This window comes from Psychromonas sp. MME1, assembly GCF_041080865.1.
Taxonomy (GTDB): Bacteria; Pseudomonadota; Gammaproteobacteria; order Enterobacterales; family Psychromonadaceae; genus Psychromonas.
This window is the reverse complement of sequence record NZ_CP160906.1, coordinates 3,511,356-3,528,379: the sequence shown is the minus strand read 5'-3', so window position 1 is coordinate 3,528,379 and position 17,024 is coordinate 3,511,356. Positions and strand designations below refer to the sequence as shown.

Annotated in this window: 21 protein-coding genes; 9 read left to right on the top strand and 12 right to left on the bottom strand. The window is 42.0% G+C overall.

Annotated elements, in window-relative coordinates; all coding sequences use genetic code 11:
• Position 1 precedes the first annotated feature (1 nt).
• From queG to AB2N10_RS16140, 7 genes are all read left to right on the top strand, one after another.
• Positions 2–1,186: a tRNA epoxyqueuosine(34) reductase QueG gene (queG, locus tag AB2N10_RS16170; protein ID WP_354623384.1), complete on the top strand. Its 1,185-nt coding sequence runs from the start codon at positions 2–4 to the stop codon at positions 1,184–1,186.
• 71 nt (positions 1,187–1,257) lie between these two features.
• Entirely contained in the window at positions 1,258–1,380 is a 123-nt protein-coding gene (locus tag AB2N10_RS16165; protein WP_369434110.1) for a hypothetical protein, read from the top strand.
• On the top strand, positions 1,358–1,585 hold the full coding sequence (locus AB2N10_RS16160) for a hypothetical protein (RefSeq protein WP_369434109.1): 228 nt from the start codon (positions 1,358–1,360) through the stop codon (positions 1,583–1,585). Before AB2N10_RS16165 ends, AB2N10_RS16160 begins: the two co-directional genes overlap by 23 nt.
• Positions 1,586–1,653: 68 nt before the next feature.
• Positions 1,654–2,055, top strand: a complete 402-nt coding sequence (locus AB2N10_RS16155) for a DUF2750 domain-containing protein (protein ID WP_354623382.1) — start codon at positions 1,654–1,656, stop codon at positions 2,053–2,055.
• Positions 2,056–2,081: 26 nt separating this feature from the next.
• Positions 2,082–2,375 carry a LysR family transcriptional regulator gene (locus AB2N10_RS16150; RefSeq protein ID WP_369434108.1) on the top strand — a complete coding sequence of 98 codons (294 nt, stop codon included), beginning with the start codon at positions 2,082–2,084 and terminating at the stop codon, positions 2,373–2,375.
• Positions 2,360–2,986: a LysR substrate-binding domain-containing protein gene (locus AB2N10_RS16145; protein WP_369434684.1), complete on the top strand. Its 627-nt coding sequence runs from the start codon at positions 2,360–2,362 to the stop codon at positions 2,984–2,986. The genes AB2N10_RS16150 and AB2N10_RS16145 overlap by 16 nt, the downstream gene beginning before the upstream one ends.
• Positions 2,987–3,008: 22 nt before the next feature.
• Positions 3,009–4,382: an L-serine ammonia-lyase gene (locus tag AB2N10_RS16140; RefSeq protein WP_354623380.1), complete on the top strand. Its 1,374-nt coding sequence runs from the start codon at positions 3,009–3,011 to the stop codon at positions 4,380–4,382.
• A 21-nt stretch (positions 4,383–4,403) separates the two neighbouring features.
• Here AB2N10_RS16140 and AB2N10_RS16135 read toward each other — a convergent pair whose 3' ends face one another.
• Complete coding sequence (locus tag AB2N10_RS16135) at positions 4,404–4,877, bottom strand: FKBP-type peptidyl-prolyl cis-trans isomerase (RefSeq protein WP_354623379.1); 474 nt, start codon at positions 4,875–4,877, stop codon at positions 4,404–4,406.
• A gap of 168 nt (positions 4,878–5,045) precedes the next feature.
• Here AB2N10_RS16135 and udk point away from each other — a divergent pair, with 168 nt between their 5' ends.
• The gene (gene udk, locus AB2N10_RS16130) at positions 5,046–5,684 is read left to right on the top strand and encodes a uridine kinase (protein WP_369434107.1); all 639 of its coding nucleotides are present in this window, start codon (positions 5,046–5,048) and stop codon (positions 5,682–5,684) included.
• On the opposite strand, the gene AB2N10_RS16125 is transcribed toward udk, so the two are convergent.
• From AB2N10_RS16125 to AB2N10_RS16080, 10 genes are all read right to left on the bottom strand, one after another.
• Positions 5,681–6,154, bottom strand: coding sequence for an NYN domain-containing protein (locus tag AB2N10_RS16125; protein WP_354623378.1), 474 nt, complete (start codon positions 6,152–6,154; stop codon positions 5,681–5,683). The two genes, udk and AB2N10_RS16125, sit on opposite strands and share 4 nt — an antisense overlap.
• Positions 6,155–6,162: 8 nt before the next feature.
• The gene (locus AB2N10_RS16120) at positions 6,163–7,449 is read right to left on the bottom strand and encodes a DEAD/DEAH box helicase (RefSeq protein WP_354623377.1); all 1,287 of its coding nucleotides are present in this window, start codon (positions 7,447–7,449) and stop codon (positions 6,163–6,165) included.
• A gap of 179 nt (positions 7,450–7,628) precedes the next feature.
• Entirely contained in the window at positions 7,629–8,114 is a 486-nt protein-coding gene (locus AB2N10_RS16115) for a type IV pilin protein (protein WP_354623376.1), read from the bottom strand.
• Between the two features lie 22 nt (positions 8,115–8,136).
• Positions 8,137–11,508: a pilus assembly protein gene (locus AB2N10_RS16110; RefSeq protein WP_369434106.1), complete on the bottom strand. Its 3,372-nt coding sequence runs from the start codon at positions 11,506–11,508 to the stop codon at positions 8,137–8,139.
• 28 nt (positions 11,509–11,536) lie between these two features.
• Complete coding sequence (locus AB2N10_RS16105) at positions 11,537–11,731, bottom strand: hypothetical protein (RefSeq protein ID WP_354623373.1); 195 nt, start codon at positions 11,729–11,731, stop codon at positions 11,537–11,539.
• Positions 11,709–12,059, bottom strand: a complete 351-nt coding sequence (locus AB2N10_RS16100; RefSeq protein WP_369434105.1) for a PilX N-terminal domain-containing pilus assembly protein — start codon at positions 12,057–12,059, stop codon at positions 11,709–11,711. The genes AB2N10_RS16105 and AB2N10_RS16100 overlap by 23 nt, the downstream gene beginning before the upstream one ends.
• Before the next feature lie 9 nt (positions 12,060–12,068).
• On the bottom strand, positions 12,069–13,064 hold the full coding sequence (locus AB2N10_RS16095; RefSeq protein ID WP_354623371.1) for a PilW family protein: 996 nt from the start codon (positions 13,062–13,064) through the stop codon (positions 12,069–12,071).
• A 74-nt stretch (positions 13,065–13,138) separates the two neighbouring features.
• Positions 13,139–13,621 (bottom strand): type IV pilus modification protein PilV, encoded by a 483-nt coding sequence (gene pilV, locus AB2N10_RS16090; protein ID WP_354623370.1) that lies wholly within the window; start codon positions 13,619–13,621, stop codon positions 13,139–13,141.
• Positions 13,614–13,928: a GspH/FimT family protein gene (locus tag AB2N10_RS16085; RefSeq protein WP_369434104.1), complete on the bottom strand. Its 315-nt coding sequence runs from the start codon at positions 13,926–13,928 to the stop codon at positions 13,614–13,616. Before AB2N10_RS16085 ends, pilV begins: the two co-directional genes overlap by 8 nt.
• Positions 13,892–14,086, bottom strand: a complete 195-nt coding sequence (locus tag AB2N10_RS16080; protein WP_369434103.1) for a Tfp pilus assembly protein FimT/FimU — start codon at positions 14,084–14,086, stop codon at positions 13,892–13,894. Before AB2N10_RS16080 ends, AB2N10_RS16085 begins: the two co-directional genes overlap by 37 nt.
• Before the next feature lie 404 nt (positions 14,087–14,490).
• Here AB2N10_RS16080 and AB2N10_RS16075 point away from each other — a divergent pair, with 404 nt between their 5' ends.
• Positions 14,491–16,086, top strand: coding sequence for an ABC-F family ATPase (locus tag AB2N10_RS16075; RefSeq protein WP_369434102.1), 1,596 nt, complete (start codon positions 14,491–14,493; stop codon positions 16,084–16,086).
• A gap of 48 nt (positions 16,087–16,134) precedes the next feature.
• Here AB2N10_RS16075 and AB2N10_RS16070 read toward each other — a convergent pair whose 3' ends face one another.
• Positions 16,135–17,004 (bottom strand): hypothetical protein, encoded by an 870-nt coding sequence (locus AB2N10_RS16070; protein ID WP_369434101.1) that lies wholly within the window; start codon positions 17,002–17,004, stop codon positions 16,135–16,137.
• Positions 17,005–17,024: the final 20 nt, after the last annotated feature.

Genomic DNA, 17,024 nt, shown 5'->3' with positions numbered 1-17,024 from the left:
TATGACAACTTCTAAAAATATAGCTGAAAAAAGCATAAACGAACAAAACAGTGCTTTCACGGATCTAAGTTTAAAAAGATTAGCTGACAATATTAAAGCGTGGGGGAAAGCATTAGGATTACAAAAAGTTGGTATTACCAATATTGACCTAACCGAGCAAGAGCAGCACCTGCAACAGTGGTTGGATAATCAATACCACGGCGAGATGGATTATATGCAAAAACATGGGATGAAACGTGCGCGCCCCGCTGAACTTCACCCTGGCACACTGCGTGTTATTTCCGTACGCATGGATTATCTCCCTGAACACGCTCAATTCGCGCAAACCCTAAAAAATAAAAATAACGCCTACATTAGCCGTTATGCATTGGGCCGAGATTACCACAAGGTGGTACGTAAAAAACTCAAACAACTTGGTCAACAGATAGAGCAACAGGTCGGGCAACTCGGCTATCGCCCCTTTGTTGATAGCGCCCCCATATTAGAAAGACCACTGGCCGAAAAAGCGGGCCTTGGTTGGGTTGGAAAACATTCGCTATTAATTGATGCAAAAGCGGGTTCTTGGTTCTTTATCGGCGAGTTACTTATTGATCTGCCCTTGCCAATAGATAAAACGCAGGAAAATAAATGCGGACAATGTGTTGCTTGCCTTAAAATTTGTCCCACGCAAGCGATTGTTGCCCCCTACATCATTGATGGACGCCGTTGTATTTCCTATCTAACCATTGAATTACAGGGGGCAATTCCTATTGAATTTAGAAAAGCTATCGGTAATCGTATTTATGGCTGCGATGATTGTCAATTAATCTGCCCATGGAATCGCTTTGCGCAAACTACTCAAGAAGCAGACTACCAAGCGAGAGAACAACTACAAAAACAATCCTTATTGAATCTATTTAGTTGGCGTGAAAATGAATTTTTAACCAATACCGAAGGGTCCCCAATCCGTCGTATCGGTTATCAACGTTGGTTACGTAATATAGCTGTAGCATTAGGCAATGCCCCCGCTAGCAATGAGATAATTGCAGCATTAAAAAATAGACTTGCCGAAAACCATTCCGCGCTACTTAATGAACACATTGAATGGGCTTTAAAGGAACAACAAAAAAATATTGCAACGGACAATGATAGACTGAACTTACGCTTAATCAAAGCCATCGAAAAAGGTCTTCCACGCGATGCTTAATCGCTCCCGTTAACTTGACATAGTCGCTATTGTCGCAAAGACTTAAGAGGTATCTAACATGAGGAGTTTTTATGATTGCAGTACTTTTTCGCTGGGACATTAAAGCTGGCAGCGAACAGCTTTTCAAAGAAGGATGGTCAGAGATTGTTCACCTTAATATTGAAAAACACGGTGCGCTCGGTTCGGCTGTTTAAGAGCAAAGATGGCGAATGGATATCCTATAGTAAATGGATAAGCGAAGATCACTTTTACAATGCCCGTAAGTCACTCGATAACACGGAACAAGCGCGCATAAAAATGGCTCAAGCAATTATTCGCGCTTATGATCCCATTGTTATGATCCCCGTTATTGACCACCTAATGGCCACGGAGACCACACACATAAATCAGCTCAGTTAAAAAATAGAAAGACGACTACGCCATTTTCGATTACTCTTTACAGACTATTCTCTACAGAGGTCAAGGCCATGAGCGAACCATTAAGCGAGCAACAAATTAACACTATTCAGCACTACAATGCCAAACAACGCCATAACTATCTCATTAAAGAGGTTGTTAAAAATAGAGCAATCTGGCTTTTGGTAGATGAACATGGTTGTGTCATGCTCAATAGTGATGAAGAGGATTGCGTGCCTGTTTGGCCTAATAAAGAGTTTGCTGAAGCATGGGCAACTGATGAATGGCAGCATTGTACTGCGGAATCTATTTCACTCGCAAAGTGGCATAGCCGCTGGACTAACGGCTTAGCAGATGATGAACTTGCGATTGTTGTCTTCCCAGATCAAAACAGTGAGGGCACTGTTTTTTTCCCCGATGAATTTGATTATGAGCTACAGAAAGAGGAGAGGAAAAAAAGCAATAAACGTTAACCAGTTGCCACTAAAAGAGAGCTCCCATGTCTGCATTTCCGATTACACTTGAAGCTATTGCCGTGATTGACGCCATCCATAAACGGGGCAGTTATGCCGCTGCAGCAGAGCTACTCGATAAAGTCCCTTCTGCCCTCTCCTATATAGTACAAAAATTAGAAGATCAGCTGCAGGTAACCATTTTCCAAAAACAAGGACGCCGGGCAGTATTAACGCCTGCAGGCAAAAATTTACTGCACGAAGGGCGTTTAATTCTACAAGCAGTGGAGCGCCTACGCATCACCACACAAACAATTAGTAATGGCTGGAACCTAAAATAAATATTGCCATTGATTCAATATTATCCTGTGAGCAAATTTTCTCTATCTGCAACAATTTTTTATCACAACACCCCAGTGTCGAAATGGATATCAGTGAAGAGGTCATGAATGGCGCATGGGAAGCCCTAGTTGATGACCGTATCGACATGATCATCGGCGCATCCGGGCCCATTCCCAAACAAAAAGGCATTCAAACCGTGCATCTTTGCGACTTCAAGCCCACTTTTGTTGTTAGCCAACACCATCCGCTTGCTAAGCTTTCACAACCAATCAGCAATGAAACCCTTGCTAAATACCGCGCGGTTGTAGTGCATGATAGCGCGCGGCAATGGATAGCGAATACCCATGCGGTACTCAATAATAATCACTATTTTTATGTACCCAATATCGAATATAAAATCAAAGCACAACTGGCTGGAATTGGTTACGGATTTTTACCAAGATCACGTATTAATCACTATCTAAATAGCGGTGAATTAGTCGAATTGCAAATCGAGCATATCACTAATCCCATCCCTCTTTACTTAGCATGGAAGGTTGTTAATCGTGGTAAAGCATTAACCACAATACGCGATATGTTAATCGCGAATAAAGTACAAATAACCTGTTAACCTACTCTATTTCGAGAATTCTATGTTATCTATTTTTGATATATACAAAATAGGCATTGGCCCTTCAAGCTCGCATACCAATGGCCCAATGATTGCCGGCTACCAGTTTGCCCTTGCCATTAAGGGGCAACTAGCTAAAGTCCACAAAATAAAAATTGACTTATATGGCTCACTATCACTAACGGGAAAAGGACATCATACTGATCAAGCTATCATATTAGGACTGCTAGGCACTCAACCTGATACCATTAAAGTTAAATCTGCAAAACAACTATTAGCAAATAGCCTCGCGACCCACACTTTAACTATTTTAGGTCGGCAAAAAATTCATTTTGATATGCAACAGGATATGCATTTTCATTGCGAAACGTTACCGTACCATGAAAATGGCATGTCTATCAGTGCCTTTGATAAACATAACGAGCAACTTTTTAGCGAAACCTACTACTCCGTGGGGGGTGGTTTTATCAAAATCGCATCACAACTCGACAAACAGCCAGATTCCAACAATAAAATTGTTTTTCCATACCCCTTTCACTCAGCAGAACAACTACTTAAACAAGCTGAACAAGCTGGCTTAAGTATTGGCACCTTAGTACAAAAAAATGAATTACAATTACGAAGTGAAAAAGAGCTGGCAACAAGAACGGATCAAATTTGGAAGGTCATCTCTTTGTGTTTACAACGTGGTTTACAAACTGAAGGTGTATTAGCGGGAGGGCTAAATGTCACCCGTAGAGCACCAGCATTATTAAAAACCCTCGAGGCAAACCAATCCATTGATAGCGATCCCATGACAATATTGGATTGGATCAACTTATACGCCTTTGCTGTTAGCGAAGAAAATGCCGCAGGAGGGCAGGTAGTAACATCGCCAACCAATGGAGCGGCTGGCGTTATCCCCGCTGTTTTAATGTATTACCATCGTTTTATCCATGAATTAGATAATAAGCAGCTGAGAGATTTTTTAGCGGTTTCCGCAGGCATCGGCATGCTCTACAAAGAAAACGCCTCTATTTCGGGTGCCGAAGTAGGCTGTCAAGGTGAGATAGGTGTTTCCTCATCGATGGCTGCAGCAGGCTTAACTGCAATACGCGGTGGCAGTAATGAGCAAATTTGTATTGCCGCCGAAATAGCGATGGAACACTCCTTAGGGATGACCTGTGACCCGGTTGGAGGTTTGGTACAAGTTCCCTGCATTGAACGCAATGCAATGGGAGCGATAAAAGCGATCAATGCCTCTCGCATGGCGTTGAAAAGAAACAGTAAATCGATCATCTCTTTAGATAAAGTCATTGCCACCATGCTGCAAACGGGCAAAGACATGAATCAAAAATATCGTGAAACATCCCTCGGTGGTCTTGCCCTTATTCACCTTGCTGCCCCCTGTGAATAAACAAAACAGAGGGCAATAACATTAATTATTTATAGCCAGTAATTGCACATCAAAAATCAACAATGAGCCAGCGGGTATTTTACCAATACCACGCTCGCCATAGGCCAGATTGCTGGGGATATAAAAGCGGTATTTATCTCCCTCAACCATCAATTGCACGCCTTCAGTCCAGCCTGGAATTACTTGATTCAGACCAAAAGAGATTGGCTCTCCGCGATCAACCGAGCTGTCAAACACTGTGCCATCAATGAGCATACCATGATAATGGACTTTTACATTACTGCCTGCTTTAGGGTGAACTTCTCCATTACCTTGCTGTAACACTTTGTACTGCAAACCAGAGTCAAGGCTAATCACCCCCTCTTTTTGACCGTTTTCAGCGAGAAAATCAGCACCAATTTGAATATTTTGTGCCGCATTTTTATTCGTTCCGATGCCTTTAAATATAAAAAATAGAACAACTAATATAAGTGCGATAATAATAATTTTTAACACGATAGATACCTTAAAAGTAGTTATGAATAACAACACTTTACTAAATTTATACGCTCAGTGACATGTTAAAGAGGTAAATATAATCCGCTTTAGATAAAAAAGAGGGTTACTATCGGCTAGTTTTGCACGATAATAAACAGATTAATAAATCAAACAAGGTTTCTATTTATGCCCCACAAATCTGACTGCTTAATCATCGCTATTGCAGGCGCTTCTGCATCAGGAAAAAGCTTAATTGCCAACACCATTTTTAAAGAATTAAAAGCAGATTTAGGGGCAGAAAAAATCGCCATCATATCCGAAGATAGCTACTATAAAGATCAAAGCGATATACCGATGGATGAACGTATCAAAACCAACTACGATCATCCTAACTCGCTAGACCATCAACTACTTATCTCCCATTTAAAAAGTTTAATCAATGGTAAAGCCGTCGATATCCCACAGTATTGCTACAACACGCATAACCGTCTTCCAGAGACCACACATATAGCCCCTAAGAAAATTATTATTTTAGAGGGAATTCTACTGCTTAGCTCGCCAAAATTGCGCGACCAATTACATGCTAGTATTTTTATGGATACGCCGCTGGATATCTGTTTATTACGTCGTTTGAAAAGAGATGTAGCCGAACGTGGACGTACCATGGAATCAGTATTGAAACAGTATCAAGAGACCGTTCGCCCGATGTATATCCAGTTTATTGAACCATCCAAACAACACGCCGATTTAATCGTGCCGCGTGGTGGTAAAAACCGTATTGCAATAGATATGTTAAAAGCAAAAATCCGTCAATTGCTCAATTAGAGTAGAAGATTTCGCTCAATAGGATTAAACAGACTGCAAGAGTCAATAAGGGCTTTTGCCGTTAATTTAGGCACACCATAGGCCTCTGTGGCCACACCATAACGCTGTTTTACTTTATCCAACAAGATAGCAAAATCACCATCCCCAGAGAGTAAAATAATCGTATCCACTTGGCGAGATATTTCCATTATGTCAATGGTAATACCGACATCCCAATCACCTTTGGCACTGCCATCACAGCGTTCTATATAGGGTTTTAGTTTCACTTCGAAACCAATATGTTGCAGGACTGTTTGGAATTTCTGTTGCTGTTTATCGCCCCTGTCAATCGCGTAGGCAAAGGCCTGCACGATCTCCCCCTGTGCAGCTATTCTTTGCCATAATTTACGGTAATTGAACTGTTTACCATAGGCTTGACGAGTGGTGTAATAAATATTCTGAACATCGACAAAGATCGCTATTTTTTTCATATTTAGCGTTAACCGCCAACAAAGTTATTTCTCACGGAGCGCTGTTTTTTATTGCTACCGCTCATTGGACCTGAACGCTGCCCATCGCGATGTCCTTCACGTGGTTTTTTCGGCTTTTTCGGTTTCGCTTCACGCGTATCTAATACCGATATTGGCAGAGGCTCTCCCGGCTCAAAACCAGCAAGTGTCTTGCGTGGAATAACAGTTTTAATCAACTTTTCAATATCTTTTAGCAGTTTAAACTCTTCATTACAGACTAATGACAACGCTTGGCCATCTTTACCTGCTCGACCTGTACGACCAATACGATGCACATAATCTTCGCTCACATGTGGTAAATCAAAATTAACCACCTGCGGTAACTGGTCGATATCAATACCACGAGCAGCAATATCCGTCGCCACTAGGACAGTAATCACTCCCTCCTTAAATTCAGCCAAGGCTCTAGTACGCGCCCCTTGGCTTTTATTACCGTGAATTGCCGCACTACTAATACCGCGCCCCTGCAGACTTTTCACTAAACGGTTAGCACCATGCTTTGTTTTCACAAACACTAATACCTGTTTCCAATCGTTCTCTTTTATTAAGGTACTCAACACCACCGTTTTTTTGCTTTTATCGACTTCATAAATAAACTGAGTGATACTCTCAGCGGTCGTATTACGCGGGCTAACCGATATCTCCACGGGATTATTCACCAACCCTTTGGCTAATTGCCTGATATCATCGGAAAAGGTCGCGGAGAAGAGTAAGTTCTGACGTTTTTTTGGTAATAGAGTCAATATACGTTTGATATCGTGAATAAAGCCCATATCCAGCATGCGATCCGCTTCATCTAAAATCAGCACTTCTAATTGTTTGAAGTTCACTGCATTTTGATTATAAAGATCCAATAAACGGCCAGGCGTTGCCACTAATATATCCACACCTTGACGTAAGTTTTGCATTTGTGGATTGATTTTCACCCCACCAAAAACCACCACACTACGCAATGGCATATTTTTACCATAGGTTTGTACGCTAGCATGCACCTGTGCCGCTAACTCGCGGGTGGGTGTTAACACCAAGGCGCGAACTTGATTTGATTTAGGACGATTACCTTTTTCTAGTAACGCGAGCAGGGGCAGAGTAAATCCTGCCGTTTTTCCCGTTCCCGTCTGGGCCGCAGCCATCACATCTTTACCCGCCAATACTGCAGGAATCGCCTGCCGTTGAATCGGCGAAGGTTCGGTATAGCCCTGTTCGGCAACGGCCTTAACGAGCGAGTCGGGTAAACCTAAGGAATCAAAGCTCATAACGGGGTCTCTTATATAATGGGTGAAAAAGGATAAAATAGGCGCGTAGCTTACAGCAACAAAGAGATTTGCGCTATATCACATTTTTAAGAATCAACTACATCGGGTAATGGCACTAGTATTACATCAACTATAGCGCCATTTAATTTCAATAATATTAGAAAAGAAAAACCTTTTATCTAACATCCCTTTTTCCAACACCATTCCGTAGCGGCAACCTCATTGGGTGAAGCGCCTAAATTAGCAAGCACCCCTGCAGCTGTATTGTTCGCATCCCAACCACGTGCGCCCGTTGATTTCAAAATAAACACCCCATCCCCCGCTTGAGCGCCAACAGGCTCTGCACCGATTAAATAGCTCGATACGCCCGCTGAAACAATTTTCAAATTATAGTACGTCGTTGAACCATCAATGGGAGACTTGCTTGAAAATATCGCGGGAGCCCCTGTATTGCCTCCGCCAGTAGCAGCACCTGCGTAACTGCCATTGGTTGTATAATGTCGCTCCATCGCTTGCGCTAATCCCTGTAGTGCCCCCTGAACATCGGCGCGACGCGAGCTTTTCATACTATCCTGATAGGATGGATAAACCACCATCGACAAAATACCAATAATAGCGACCACAATGAGCAACTCAATGAGGGTGAATCCTTTCTCTTTATTCATGATAACTTCCTAGTTCTTATTTTTATGGTCTAATCAGCTCTTCCCAGGATAAGCGCCCCTGTTTATCAGTCCCTTCAATATTGATTTCTTCTTTATTTAGCTTGCCATCAACATCATTACTATAAACATTATCACCTAGAATAGAGACATCCCCGACAATCATCGAACCTTCGGATTTTGTGCCACCATAACTGACATTATCCTTTGCATCTATCACACCATCACCATTACTGTCGTAACTAGAAGTGGTATCACCTGAATCCATTTCTCCATCGCTATTAGTGTCAAAAACAACATATAAAGGTGCTTTACCTGTATTGATATTGACAGCCATTAGCCAGCTTTCACTATTAGAAACACAGGGATCTGAATTGACAACATTTGGAATAGCGGTACTGAATAGCAGCACACCATTACGAATCAGCGAATCAGAAATAATTCGCTCGCCTATTGCTGAGCCATTAGTATTAGATAGCGTGGTGCGATTAACCAAATCAAAATACCACCCCTCTTTATCAGTCCAGTCAATACTTGCACCACTGATAACTCGTCTATTGCCGCTAGTTATTAATTTTCTTTCAGCTAAATCTGTACGTGTTTTTGACCCAGACTGGTTATCCCATATGCCATAATAACTCATTTCACTAAGCGACGATTTGTCTGTTTGCTCTATATATTTCCCCGTACCAAAAAAGACCAATAGATTCGGCTCATTGCTATTACCTGTCGGTGTATTAACATTTTTAGCAATAATAGGTGCAGTGGTAATAGGCTGAGCATTGCCCAATCTATCTTTCGCGGTAAAAAGAGGCGCTGGAGTGCTCTTACTGCCATAAGCAACCTCCCATTTTGTAGCATTCTTATCACCAACATCAAACGCCCACATGTTACCTTGTAAATCACCGGCATAAATGCGATCCACGACACTATCGCCATCAATATCGACGGCACGAGGTGTAGATAGTCCATTTGGTGTTCCAGTACTACCGACCTTGGTATCTATCACCTTGTAATCGGTATCAACGGTCCAAGTCCCATCGGTGCCTTGATCAATGTATAATATGAACAATTTAGCCTTGCCATCGCCGCTATTATTATAGCCATTGCCAACAATCACTGCCCATTTGCCATTGGCCATCATCGCAACCGTTGGTTTGCTATAGCTGTAACCAAAGTCAGCATTATCAGCACTACTAAATTCCCATAAGGCAAGCTTTTGAGCATTAGCAGCCAATGAAGTGAAATTAGCTGGATTTGTTATATCAAGTGCAAATAAGCCCTTACCACCACTACGTAGGCCACCAATGAGTATCGTACGCCACGCATCATTGACGAAAACATCGCTAACGGTCGGCGATAAATCAACATAAAATTGGTGTGCATAGTCAGACTCTGCCAAATAGTGAAGCCCTTTCCCCTCTTCCGTTGATGCGATTATTCCGGGTATATAAGCAAATTTTTCTTGGCCAACGTTCGCATCGGTTTTATCGGCAATAAATCCATGTAACATGCCATCATTGGCCCCAGCATAAAGCATCGATTTTCTATCACTATAATTACTTTTAAATGTCGCATAACTCGCCGTAGAGCTTCCAAATTTAACCTCAGCAGCAGCATCATAACTCGGCCAATTTAACTCAGGCTTACCAACATAAATCACCGTTGAATTAACAATATCACCAAGTGCGCTAGCACGGGTTCGATAATCTGTCGCAGCGACACCTTCATTACTACGATCCCCTTTAATGTAATTAATGAGACTATCAACTCCAGCACTACCTTTAGGCCCAGCCTGAAGATCCGCTGATTGCGTTGGACTTAGAGAACCTTTCTCGAATACAATCCCTTTTTTCGTTGCCCCATTATAACTAAAGACATTTCTAGCGGTGTAATCCATCGCATCGAGTTTAATTGCCGCATCCCAACTAGCCGTTTTAGCAACATCACCGGTATCGGACAATTCAAATGCCTGCAAGCTGCCTGACCATTTGGCGCTATTAAAGCTGGCTGCATACACAGAACTCTCCGCACTGAGTCTACTCGTATTAAAGGCGAGCCCTGATCCAGCAGCTACTTTAGCAAAAATGTTATTGGTTGCGGTTGCAAATGCACTTTCTAGCTCCTCACCACTCGATGCAGTTAGAAGGTGTCCAGTATCTGCATCAGCCCCTACACCGAAATCCGCCATATTATTTATTAAGGATGAATTCATTACTTGCGGTTCAGAAAAGCCAACCATATAGGTCGTAATGTTATTTTTATACACGGCATCACTATTTGTTAGGTCGGGTCTAAGATCCATATCAAACATGCCCTTAACAACATCATCAGCAAATTCGCTGGTTCCATCATCACTGGCATAATTTTGCAAGTAAGTACTGATGTTATTATCTCGCCCGTTTGAAGGGAGACCATCGGTCATGGCGACAACAAAACTATCTTGACACCAATTTTCCACCACCTCTTCAGGGGCGGAAATGCCATTTTTATAAACTGGACCATTGATAAATATCTCCGATGCAGCTCTACTTTGCGATGCACCATCGGGGTGAAGTATTAAGTTATTTTCATCCCCATTTTTTAACGTGAAGTATTTCCCCATATCCATTAACGACTCCCCCAAGGGAGTAAAGCCAACAGCAACAATAGCTTCAATTTCGCTGATAACATTTGCACGTTGTGTCGCGGTAGCGCCAGTATCAGCTACCTTACCAATATCTGCAATATTAACCAACACCTTAGCTCCAGCGCCTTGTTGGGTTCCATCACTATCATTGGAGTTATCATAAATTGCTAAACCAACACGTATATTTTCCAACCCAGTGATTAAATCAACGGCTGCATCCTGCGCCATTTCAATACGGCTACGCGTTCCCGCCTTACGATAGGTATCAAAACTCCCCTCAGAAAAATACCAGTTTAAATAATGGCCACTATATTGTGCAGCGCCATAGCTACTCGTTGTTTTTAAACCATCATTATTTTCAATATCGGTATACAGGCGCACAGTATAAGTTTTACTATCCCTGAAACAGCGCTGACCACTTCCCTTTCCAAAATAATACTTAGGATTACCAGAATTATTATTTTTATTTAAATAAACTACACCATCGGATTGTATACGCATCGAATACTGATTATCTGTCAACTCCTTATCAGATGGGCAACTATAATAAGTCGCAGACTCATCATAAGGGGCTTCCGGTACAATACTGTACATTGAGCTTGAGCTATCTAGCAATAGCATCATATTCGGCTTAACGGATTTAGTGGTGATTAACGGCGCTGTTGGCAAGGTGAGCTCTGCTGCACTAACAACCGGCGCAATTGAGTAAGCTGCAATCGTAAAAATAACCAAATCAGCAACCAATTGCCGAGTAAATAACTTGTTCATTATCATATTCCTTTAATTATTTTTCGCACTAAAAACGTTTGCCGTAATAACTCACTATGACACGTTCTGTATTGCCATCTTTACCGGCTGCACGCGCGACAATTTTAAATCCATGAATATCGCCACCGCCAGTTGTTTCACCATAGCCCGTCATATTCAAACCAGATAAGTCCTCTTCGAGAGCCAACTCACCTAAATATTCAACAAAATAACGGGATACCATACCAGATACTGAGGTTACTCCCGCACTGGTTAAATTCCCCCCCAAATCGCATCGTCAAAAAGATCCGCGGGTCCATTCCCTTCGCTATATTTCCCCCCGCACCTGTGTCGCTAAATCCGCTAACACCAGTCAGGTTTTCAATCATACTCTCTGCATCTTTGACACCGGATTCAGCTACTTCTAGTGAAACATGGGCTTCACGCATCGCTGATGTCATTTTCTCTTGCATAAGTGTGGACTGAGTACCAGAAAGCACTAACAGCGTTAAAGTAATGACAATAATCAAGCTGATGACAAGAACGGCTCCAGACTGTTTTTTTAATATCATGTTATGTACCTATGGCAATGTTCTATTGCGTATGTTAGCTGTGACTTGGTAAGTTTTTTCTAGCGCTGTACCCGATGCACTCTCACCACTTTCAGCCGTTAGGGCGACACGGACAGAGCGAACGTTATCCATATTCGTCACGGAAGCTGCGTCGGCAAAGGTGTCGGCAGAACCATTATCCGAGGTATCTTCACCATACATTATCTGCAAATCATTAATTCCTCTCACCAACTCCTTGGCAACCCCATTATCGCTGCGATAAAGTGAATGAGTACCAGAAGCGTTCACTCCAATAAAATAGACTTTGGCGAATGGGCTTAGAATTTGCGCGCTACCATCGTAGGTATGTGAAAGATCTTTTGTGGCATTATCTATTGCGCCACTAACCACAATATTACCTGTTGCATGGGCAATATTGCTATTTGCTCCGTCATTTGCCTTGGTCTCTTGGCTATTGCTAAACAGATCTGCTTCCCGACAATCACTGATCAAAATAACCTGCCCCTTAGGGATAGTCGTAGTGGTATCAACATGAATGACAGCAGCTACTGTTGGCATAAAGGGGGGGGTAACTTTGACACCAGATAAACTACCTGCACCGCGAAGGGTAAGGGTATCGGTTGCATCTTTAACACTGATCCCACCGATGGTTGCTGAAGTGACATTATTACTTCCTGCAAGACCAGCCCCCGCTGTCGGTAGAATTGATTGGTTATAATTAGCATCCGTGGTATCCAAATGGTTGGTTATTTGACTCACATCACCTGCACAGCCCCAGTAATCGGCACCGCGAATATCACGAATCATTAATTCGGTGGCCATGCGCCCACTCTCTTGCACCCTCGCGAAGCCATTTTGCAGATGTACGCCTTGCAGACTGCTAGTGAAAATTTGCAGTACAGCTAACATCACCAATAAGCCAAGGGGAATAGCGATCATCATCTCGATTAATGAGAAGCCACGTTGTAATGACAAAGAGCCACTTTTTTTACTTAATACCTGCATAGTTCCCTCTATTAGGTAGCTATATAATCAGCCCCTTAATCCTCTTTGTTAGTTGCTTTAACGTTTTGGTCGTTTTAAATTTGTATATCTAATGTGAAACTTGCATCACCAACGCTACCACCTGCGCTGCTGCGTTGCTGCTCTTTCCAAGCTACGGTTATTTTGTAAATATTGCCAGTTTTAGTGACAGTCCCTTTACCTCCTGGTAAACCTCCCGCATTAACATTGGCTTGGATTTGTTGGTTCCATTGAAATCCATCAAGCTGTGCTATGTGTGTCGATGTACAGGGAGAGCAGTTGGGGTCGGTGATAGTCGATAAAATATTGTTATAGGCACCGTTGGATACGGCGTCTCGGTTAGATCGCATACGCTCCGCCATATCATAGGCATAGGTCGTTGCGATGGATTGAAACTGAGCATTGTTGACGTTTTTAAGGCTGAACATCTGTACAGATACAAGCCCTAATAAACCTGCAGCAAGAATAAAGATCGCTACTAATATTTCGATTAATGAGCTACCTTTCTGGCAGCGTTTAAGTAAGTTGTTATTATGCACAGGTCACCTTCTCAGCAATCACGGCACCGGAGATTAGAATAGAGATTTTCATTCCCTGCTCTCCAGTGCGATTATCACAAATGGTTAATTGACCATCGTTATCAACTTCACCACTAGCACGAAAAGTGAAAGCAGTACGCCCACTAGTTACCGTACTTTCGCTATCAAAGGCGGGCCATAAACGCAGCTCTTCTCCAGCATCTCGAGTAACGTCTCCATCACTATCCGCCCAGACAACTACACCACTGGCCCAGCTGCCATCAAGCTGCCCTAAATGCACAGTAGTACCACGTTTAATTGCCTCCATCCGCGCATAGTTAAAGGCTCCATCATACCATTGGTATTAGAGACCATATTGCCGTTACTAATGAATTCTTTAAAATTGGGGGCACCGATGGCTAATAATATTGCCAATATAGACAATGTCACTACCATTTCGGTAATAGTAAAACCTGACTTTTTCATAAAATGCTCTTAAATTTATTCAATCCCGAAATAACCTAAGTTAGATTTCAATTCTTTAAATATGAGTGTAAACAAGGTTTAGACTTGTTATACAAAAAGATACTATTTAATTGTACGAACGGCTTAATTAAGCGAAATTGCACACAAAACAACCGCGATAGCATACTTTACCGTATTTTTTTTTAACAGCAAGATTTTACTTTTCCCAGTTATATTCATAAGCATTTTTTTACACCAAATGTGATCCTCACTTGAAATATACAATAGCTACGGATTTTCCCCGCTGTACAGGCAAATCCGTAATGAAAAAACAATTGTTCGATAATTCAACAGTGACGTGACATATCTCACATGTTATATTCCACCTCAAATTTTCAGTCAGCAATTTAATAAAGGTATCGCGAGTGCTACAAACTAACAACATCACCATGCAGTTTGGTGCAAAACCCCTATTTGAAAATATTTCAGTGAAATTTGGCAATGGTAACCGTTATGGTCTGATCGGCGCTAATGGCTGCGGCAAATCCACTTTTATGAAAATTTTAACGGGGGATCTAGAACCGAGTGCGGGTAATGTTGCCAAAGATCCTAATGAGCGTATCGCTAAATTGAATCAAGATCAGTTCGCATTCGAAGAGTTCACGGTACTTGATACGGTATTAATGGGCCACAAAGAGATGTGGCAAGTAATGGCGGAACGTAACCGTATCTATAGCCTGCCTGAGATGAGTGAAGAAGATGGCATGAAGGTTGCCGATTTAGAAACTGAATTTGCAGAAATGGATGGCTACACAGCAGACTCGCGCGCAGGGGAGTTACTACTGAGCGTTGGTATTCCATTAGAACAACATTACGGCTTAATGTCTGAAGTTGCCCCCGGCTGGAAACTCCGTGTGCTATTGGCACAGGTACTATTTTCTAACCCTGAGATTATGTTACTTGATGAACCAACCAATAACTTGGATATCGATACCATTCGTTGGTTAGAAAATGAATTAAAAGCACGTCAATGTACCATGGTAATTATTTCCCATGACCGTCATTTCTTAAATTCTGTTTGTACTCACATGGCCGATATCGATTACGGTGAATTACGTTTATACCCAGGTAACTACGATGAGTATATGACCGCAGCAACACAGGTTCGTGAACGTTTATTGGCTGATAATGCCAAGAAAAAAGCGCAGCTTTCAGAGTTACAAAGCTTCGTAAGCCGTTTCTCTGCCAATGCATCAAAGGCTAAACAAGCAACCTCGCGTGCTAAACAGATGGATAAAATCGTGCTTGATGAAGTAAAACCATCAAGTCGAGTTAATCCTTATATTGTATTCAAACAAGAGAAAAAATTATTCCGTAATGCACTAGAAGTGACGGGTGCAAGTAAATCGTTTGACAAACCGCTATTTAAAGATCTTAACCTAATGGTTGAAGTCGGTGAACGCATTGCTATTATTGGACAAAATGGTGTTGGTAAAACAACACTCTTGCGTACTTTAATGGGCGAAGTCGCTCTTGATTCCGGTGAATTTAAATGGTCTGAAAATGCAAACCTTGGTTACTATGCACAGGATCATGCCTACGCCTTTGAAAAAGAGCAAACGCTCATGGAGTGGATGGGACAATGGATGAAACCTGGTGATGACGAGCAATTCGTACGTGGTACATTAGGCCGCCTATTATTTGGTTCAAATGATATCGGCAAATCCGTTAAAATCATCTCGGGTGGTGAACAGGGTCGTATGTTATTTGGTAAATTAATGATGGATCAGCCAAATATTCTATTAATGGATGAACCCACTAACCACTTAGATATGGAATCCATTGAATCATTAAACTTAGCACTGGAAAACTACGAAGGTACTCTACTCTTTGTCAGCCATGACCGTGAATTTGTATCTTCACTAGCAACTCGTATTATTGAAATCAAAGAGAATGAAGTCGTTGATTTCCATGGACCATACAGTGAATACCTAAAAAGCCAAGGTATTACTGAAGGTTAATCATTGCAATCAAAGAGAGCAGCGGTAGCGATACGCTGCTCTCGATTGCTACTTCGCTTTACTCAGATGGATATATTGCAGGTCGTTATCCCACAACTGCAAGTATTGACGTTTTTTATCACGACTCGCAATGCACTTTGCAAACATAATAAATCCCGCCCCCTCTATATCTGCGCCACATTCAATATTGAAACGACTGAATAACTTTTGCTGATACTTCGCAATGGGAATACCAGTATTCACCTCTTCTGCAGGATTAAACCAGAGTAACTCTTTATCGGCATGGGAAAGTGTTCCCCAGTACATTCGCGGTGCTCCATTTTCGGTCGGCTTGGCATCAGCCACATTAACAAATAGATTTTTCGCACGCCATTTATGAGTCGCACTGGTGTAGATCCAAAGGTCTGAGCTAGCAAGTGAACTACCACGCAATAGAGTCGTGAGTAATGCCGCTAAACCTTGTTTGGCAAGGAGAGGCTGTGCTTTGATATCAGCATCGTCAGGTTTTACAGCCCCCCCCCTCGTTAATGCACTCTGTTTCTTAATGGTAGCAATCGTATCTTGGCTATCGCTATCACTTGCTTTGATGCTTTTTTTGGCCGTCATCACTTTACTAAAATCAATCAGCAATGCATCCGATTGATGCACTATCTCTTCGACCTCAGTCACTGTACGTTCTTCTTCAGTTTTAGTGCTAGAGGGATTAAATTCCGAACAATCTTGGTGATGATAACGAGAGCCAAAGCAGGCTTGTTTACCATCCTTTGATGCCCGACGGAAATAAGCGCGTTGTTGACAGACAGGACAAAGCAAGTGATAGCGTAATTTATCTACCTCTGACTCAGGTAGCCGTTTAAACTCAAAAATAGAGTAAATTTTAATATTGTCTGGATCAAAATTACAGATAGCATCAAGCATCTACCATTCCTTAAAAAAGA

Bases quoted from the DNA above. Each gene is read 5' to 3' on its own strand.
- AB2N10_RS16115 (WP_354623376.1), bottom strand. From the start codon at position 8,114: ATGAATAAAGAGAAAGGATTCACCCTCATTGAGTTGCTCATTGTGGTC.
- AB2N10_RS16105 (WP_354623373.1), bottom strand. From the start codon at position 11,731: ATGGTATCCCGTTATTTTGTTGAATATTTAGGTGAGTTGGCTCTCGAA.
- AB2N10_RS16155 (WP_354623382.1), top strand. From the start codon at position 1,654: ATGAGCGAACCATTAAGCGAGCAACAAATTAACACTATTCAGCACTAC.
- AB2N10_RS16125 (WP_354623378.1), bottom strand. From the start codon at position 6,154: ATGAAAAAAATAGCGATCTTTGTCGATGTTCAGAATATTTATTACACC.
- AB2N10_RS16085 (WP_369434104.1), bottom strand. From the start codon at position 13,928: ATGGAGGCAATTAAACGTGGTACTACTGTGCATTTAGGGCAGCTTGAT.
- AB2N10_RS16165 (WP_369434110.1), top strand. From the start codon at position 1,258: ATGATTGCAGTACTTTTTCGCTGGGACATTAAAGCTGGCAGCGAACAG.
- udk (WP_369434107.1), top strand. From the start codon at position 5,046: ATGCCCCACAAATCTGACTGCTTAATCATCGCTATTGCAGGCGCTTCT.
- AB2N10_RS16110 (WP_369434106.1), bottom strand. From the start codon at position 11,508: ATGAACAAGTTATTTACTCGGCAATTGGTTGCTGATTTGGTTATTTTT.
- AB2N10_RS16070 (WP_369434101.1), bottom strand. From the start codon at position 17,004: ATGCTTGATGCTATCTGTAATTTTGATCCAGACAATATTAAAATTTAC.
- queG (WP_354623384.1), top strand. From the start codon at position 2: ATGACAACTTCTAAAAATATAGCTGAAAAAAGCATAAACGAACAAAAC.
- AB2N10_RS16150 (WP_369434108.1), top strand. From the start codon at position 2,082: ATGTCTGCATTTCCGATTACACTTGAAGCTATTGCCGTGATTGACGCC.
- AB2N10_RS16095 (WP_354623371.1), bottom strand. From the start codon at position 13,064: ATGCAGGTATTAAGTAAAAAAAGTGGCTCTTTGTCATTACAACGTGGC.
- AB2N10_RS16100 (WP_369434105.1), bottom strand. From the start codon at position 12,059: ATGATATTAAAAAAACAGTCTGGAGCCGTTCTTGTCATCAGCTTGATT.
- AB2N10_RS16120 (WP_354623377.1), bottom strand. From the start codon at position 7,449: ATGAGCTTTGATTCCTTAGGTTTACCCGACTCGCTCGTTAAGGCCGTT.
- AB2N10_RS16080 (WP_369434103.1), bottom strand. From the start codon at position 14,086: ATGAAAAAGTCAGGTTTTACTATTACCGAAATGGTAGTGACATTGTCT.
- AB2N10_RS16140 (WP_354623380.1), top strand. From the start codon at position 3,009: ATGTTATCTATTTTTGATATATACAAAATAGGCATTGGCCCTTCAAGC.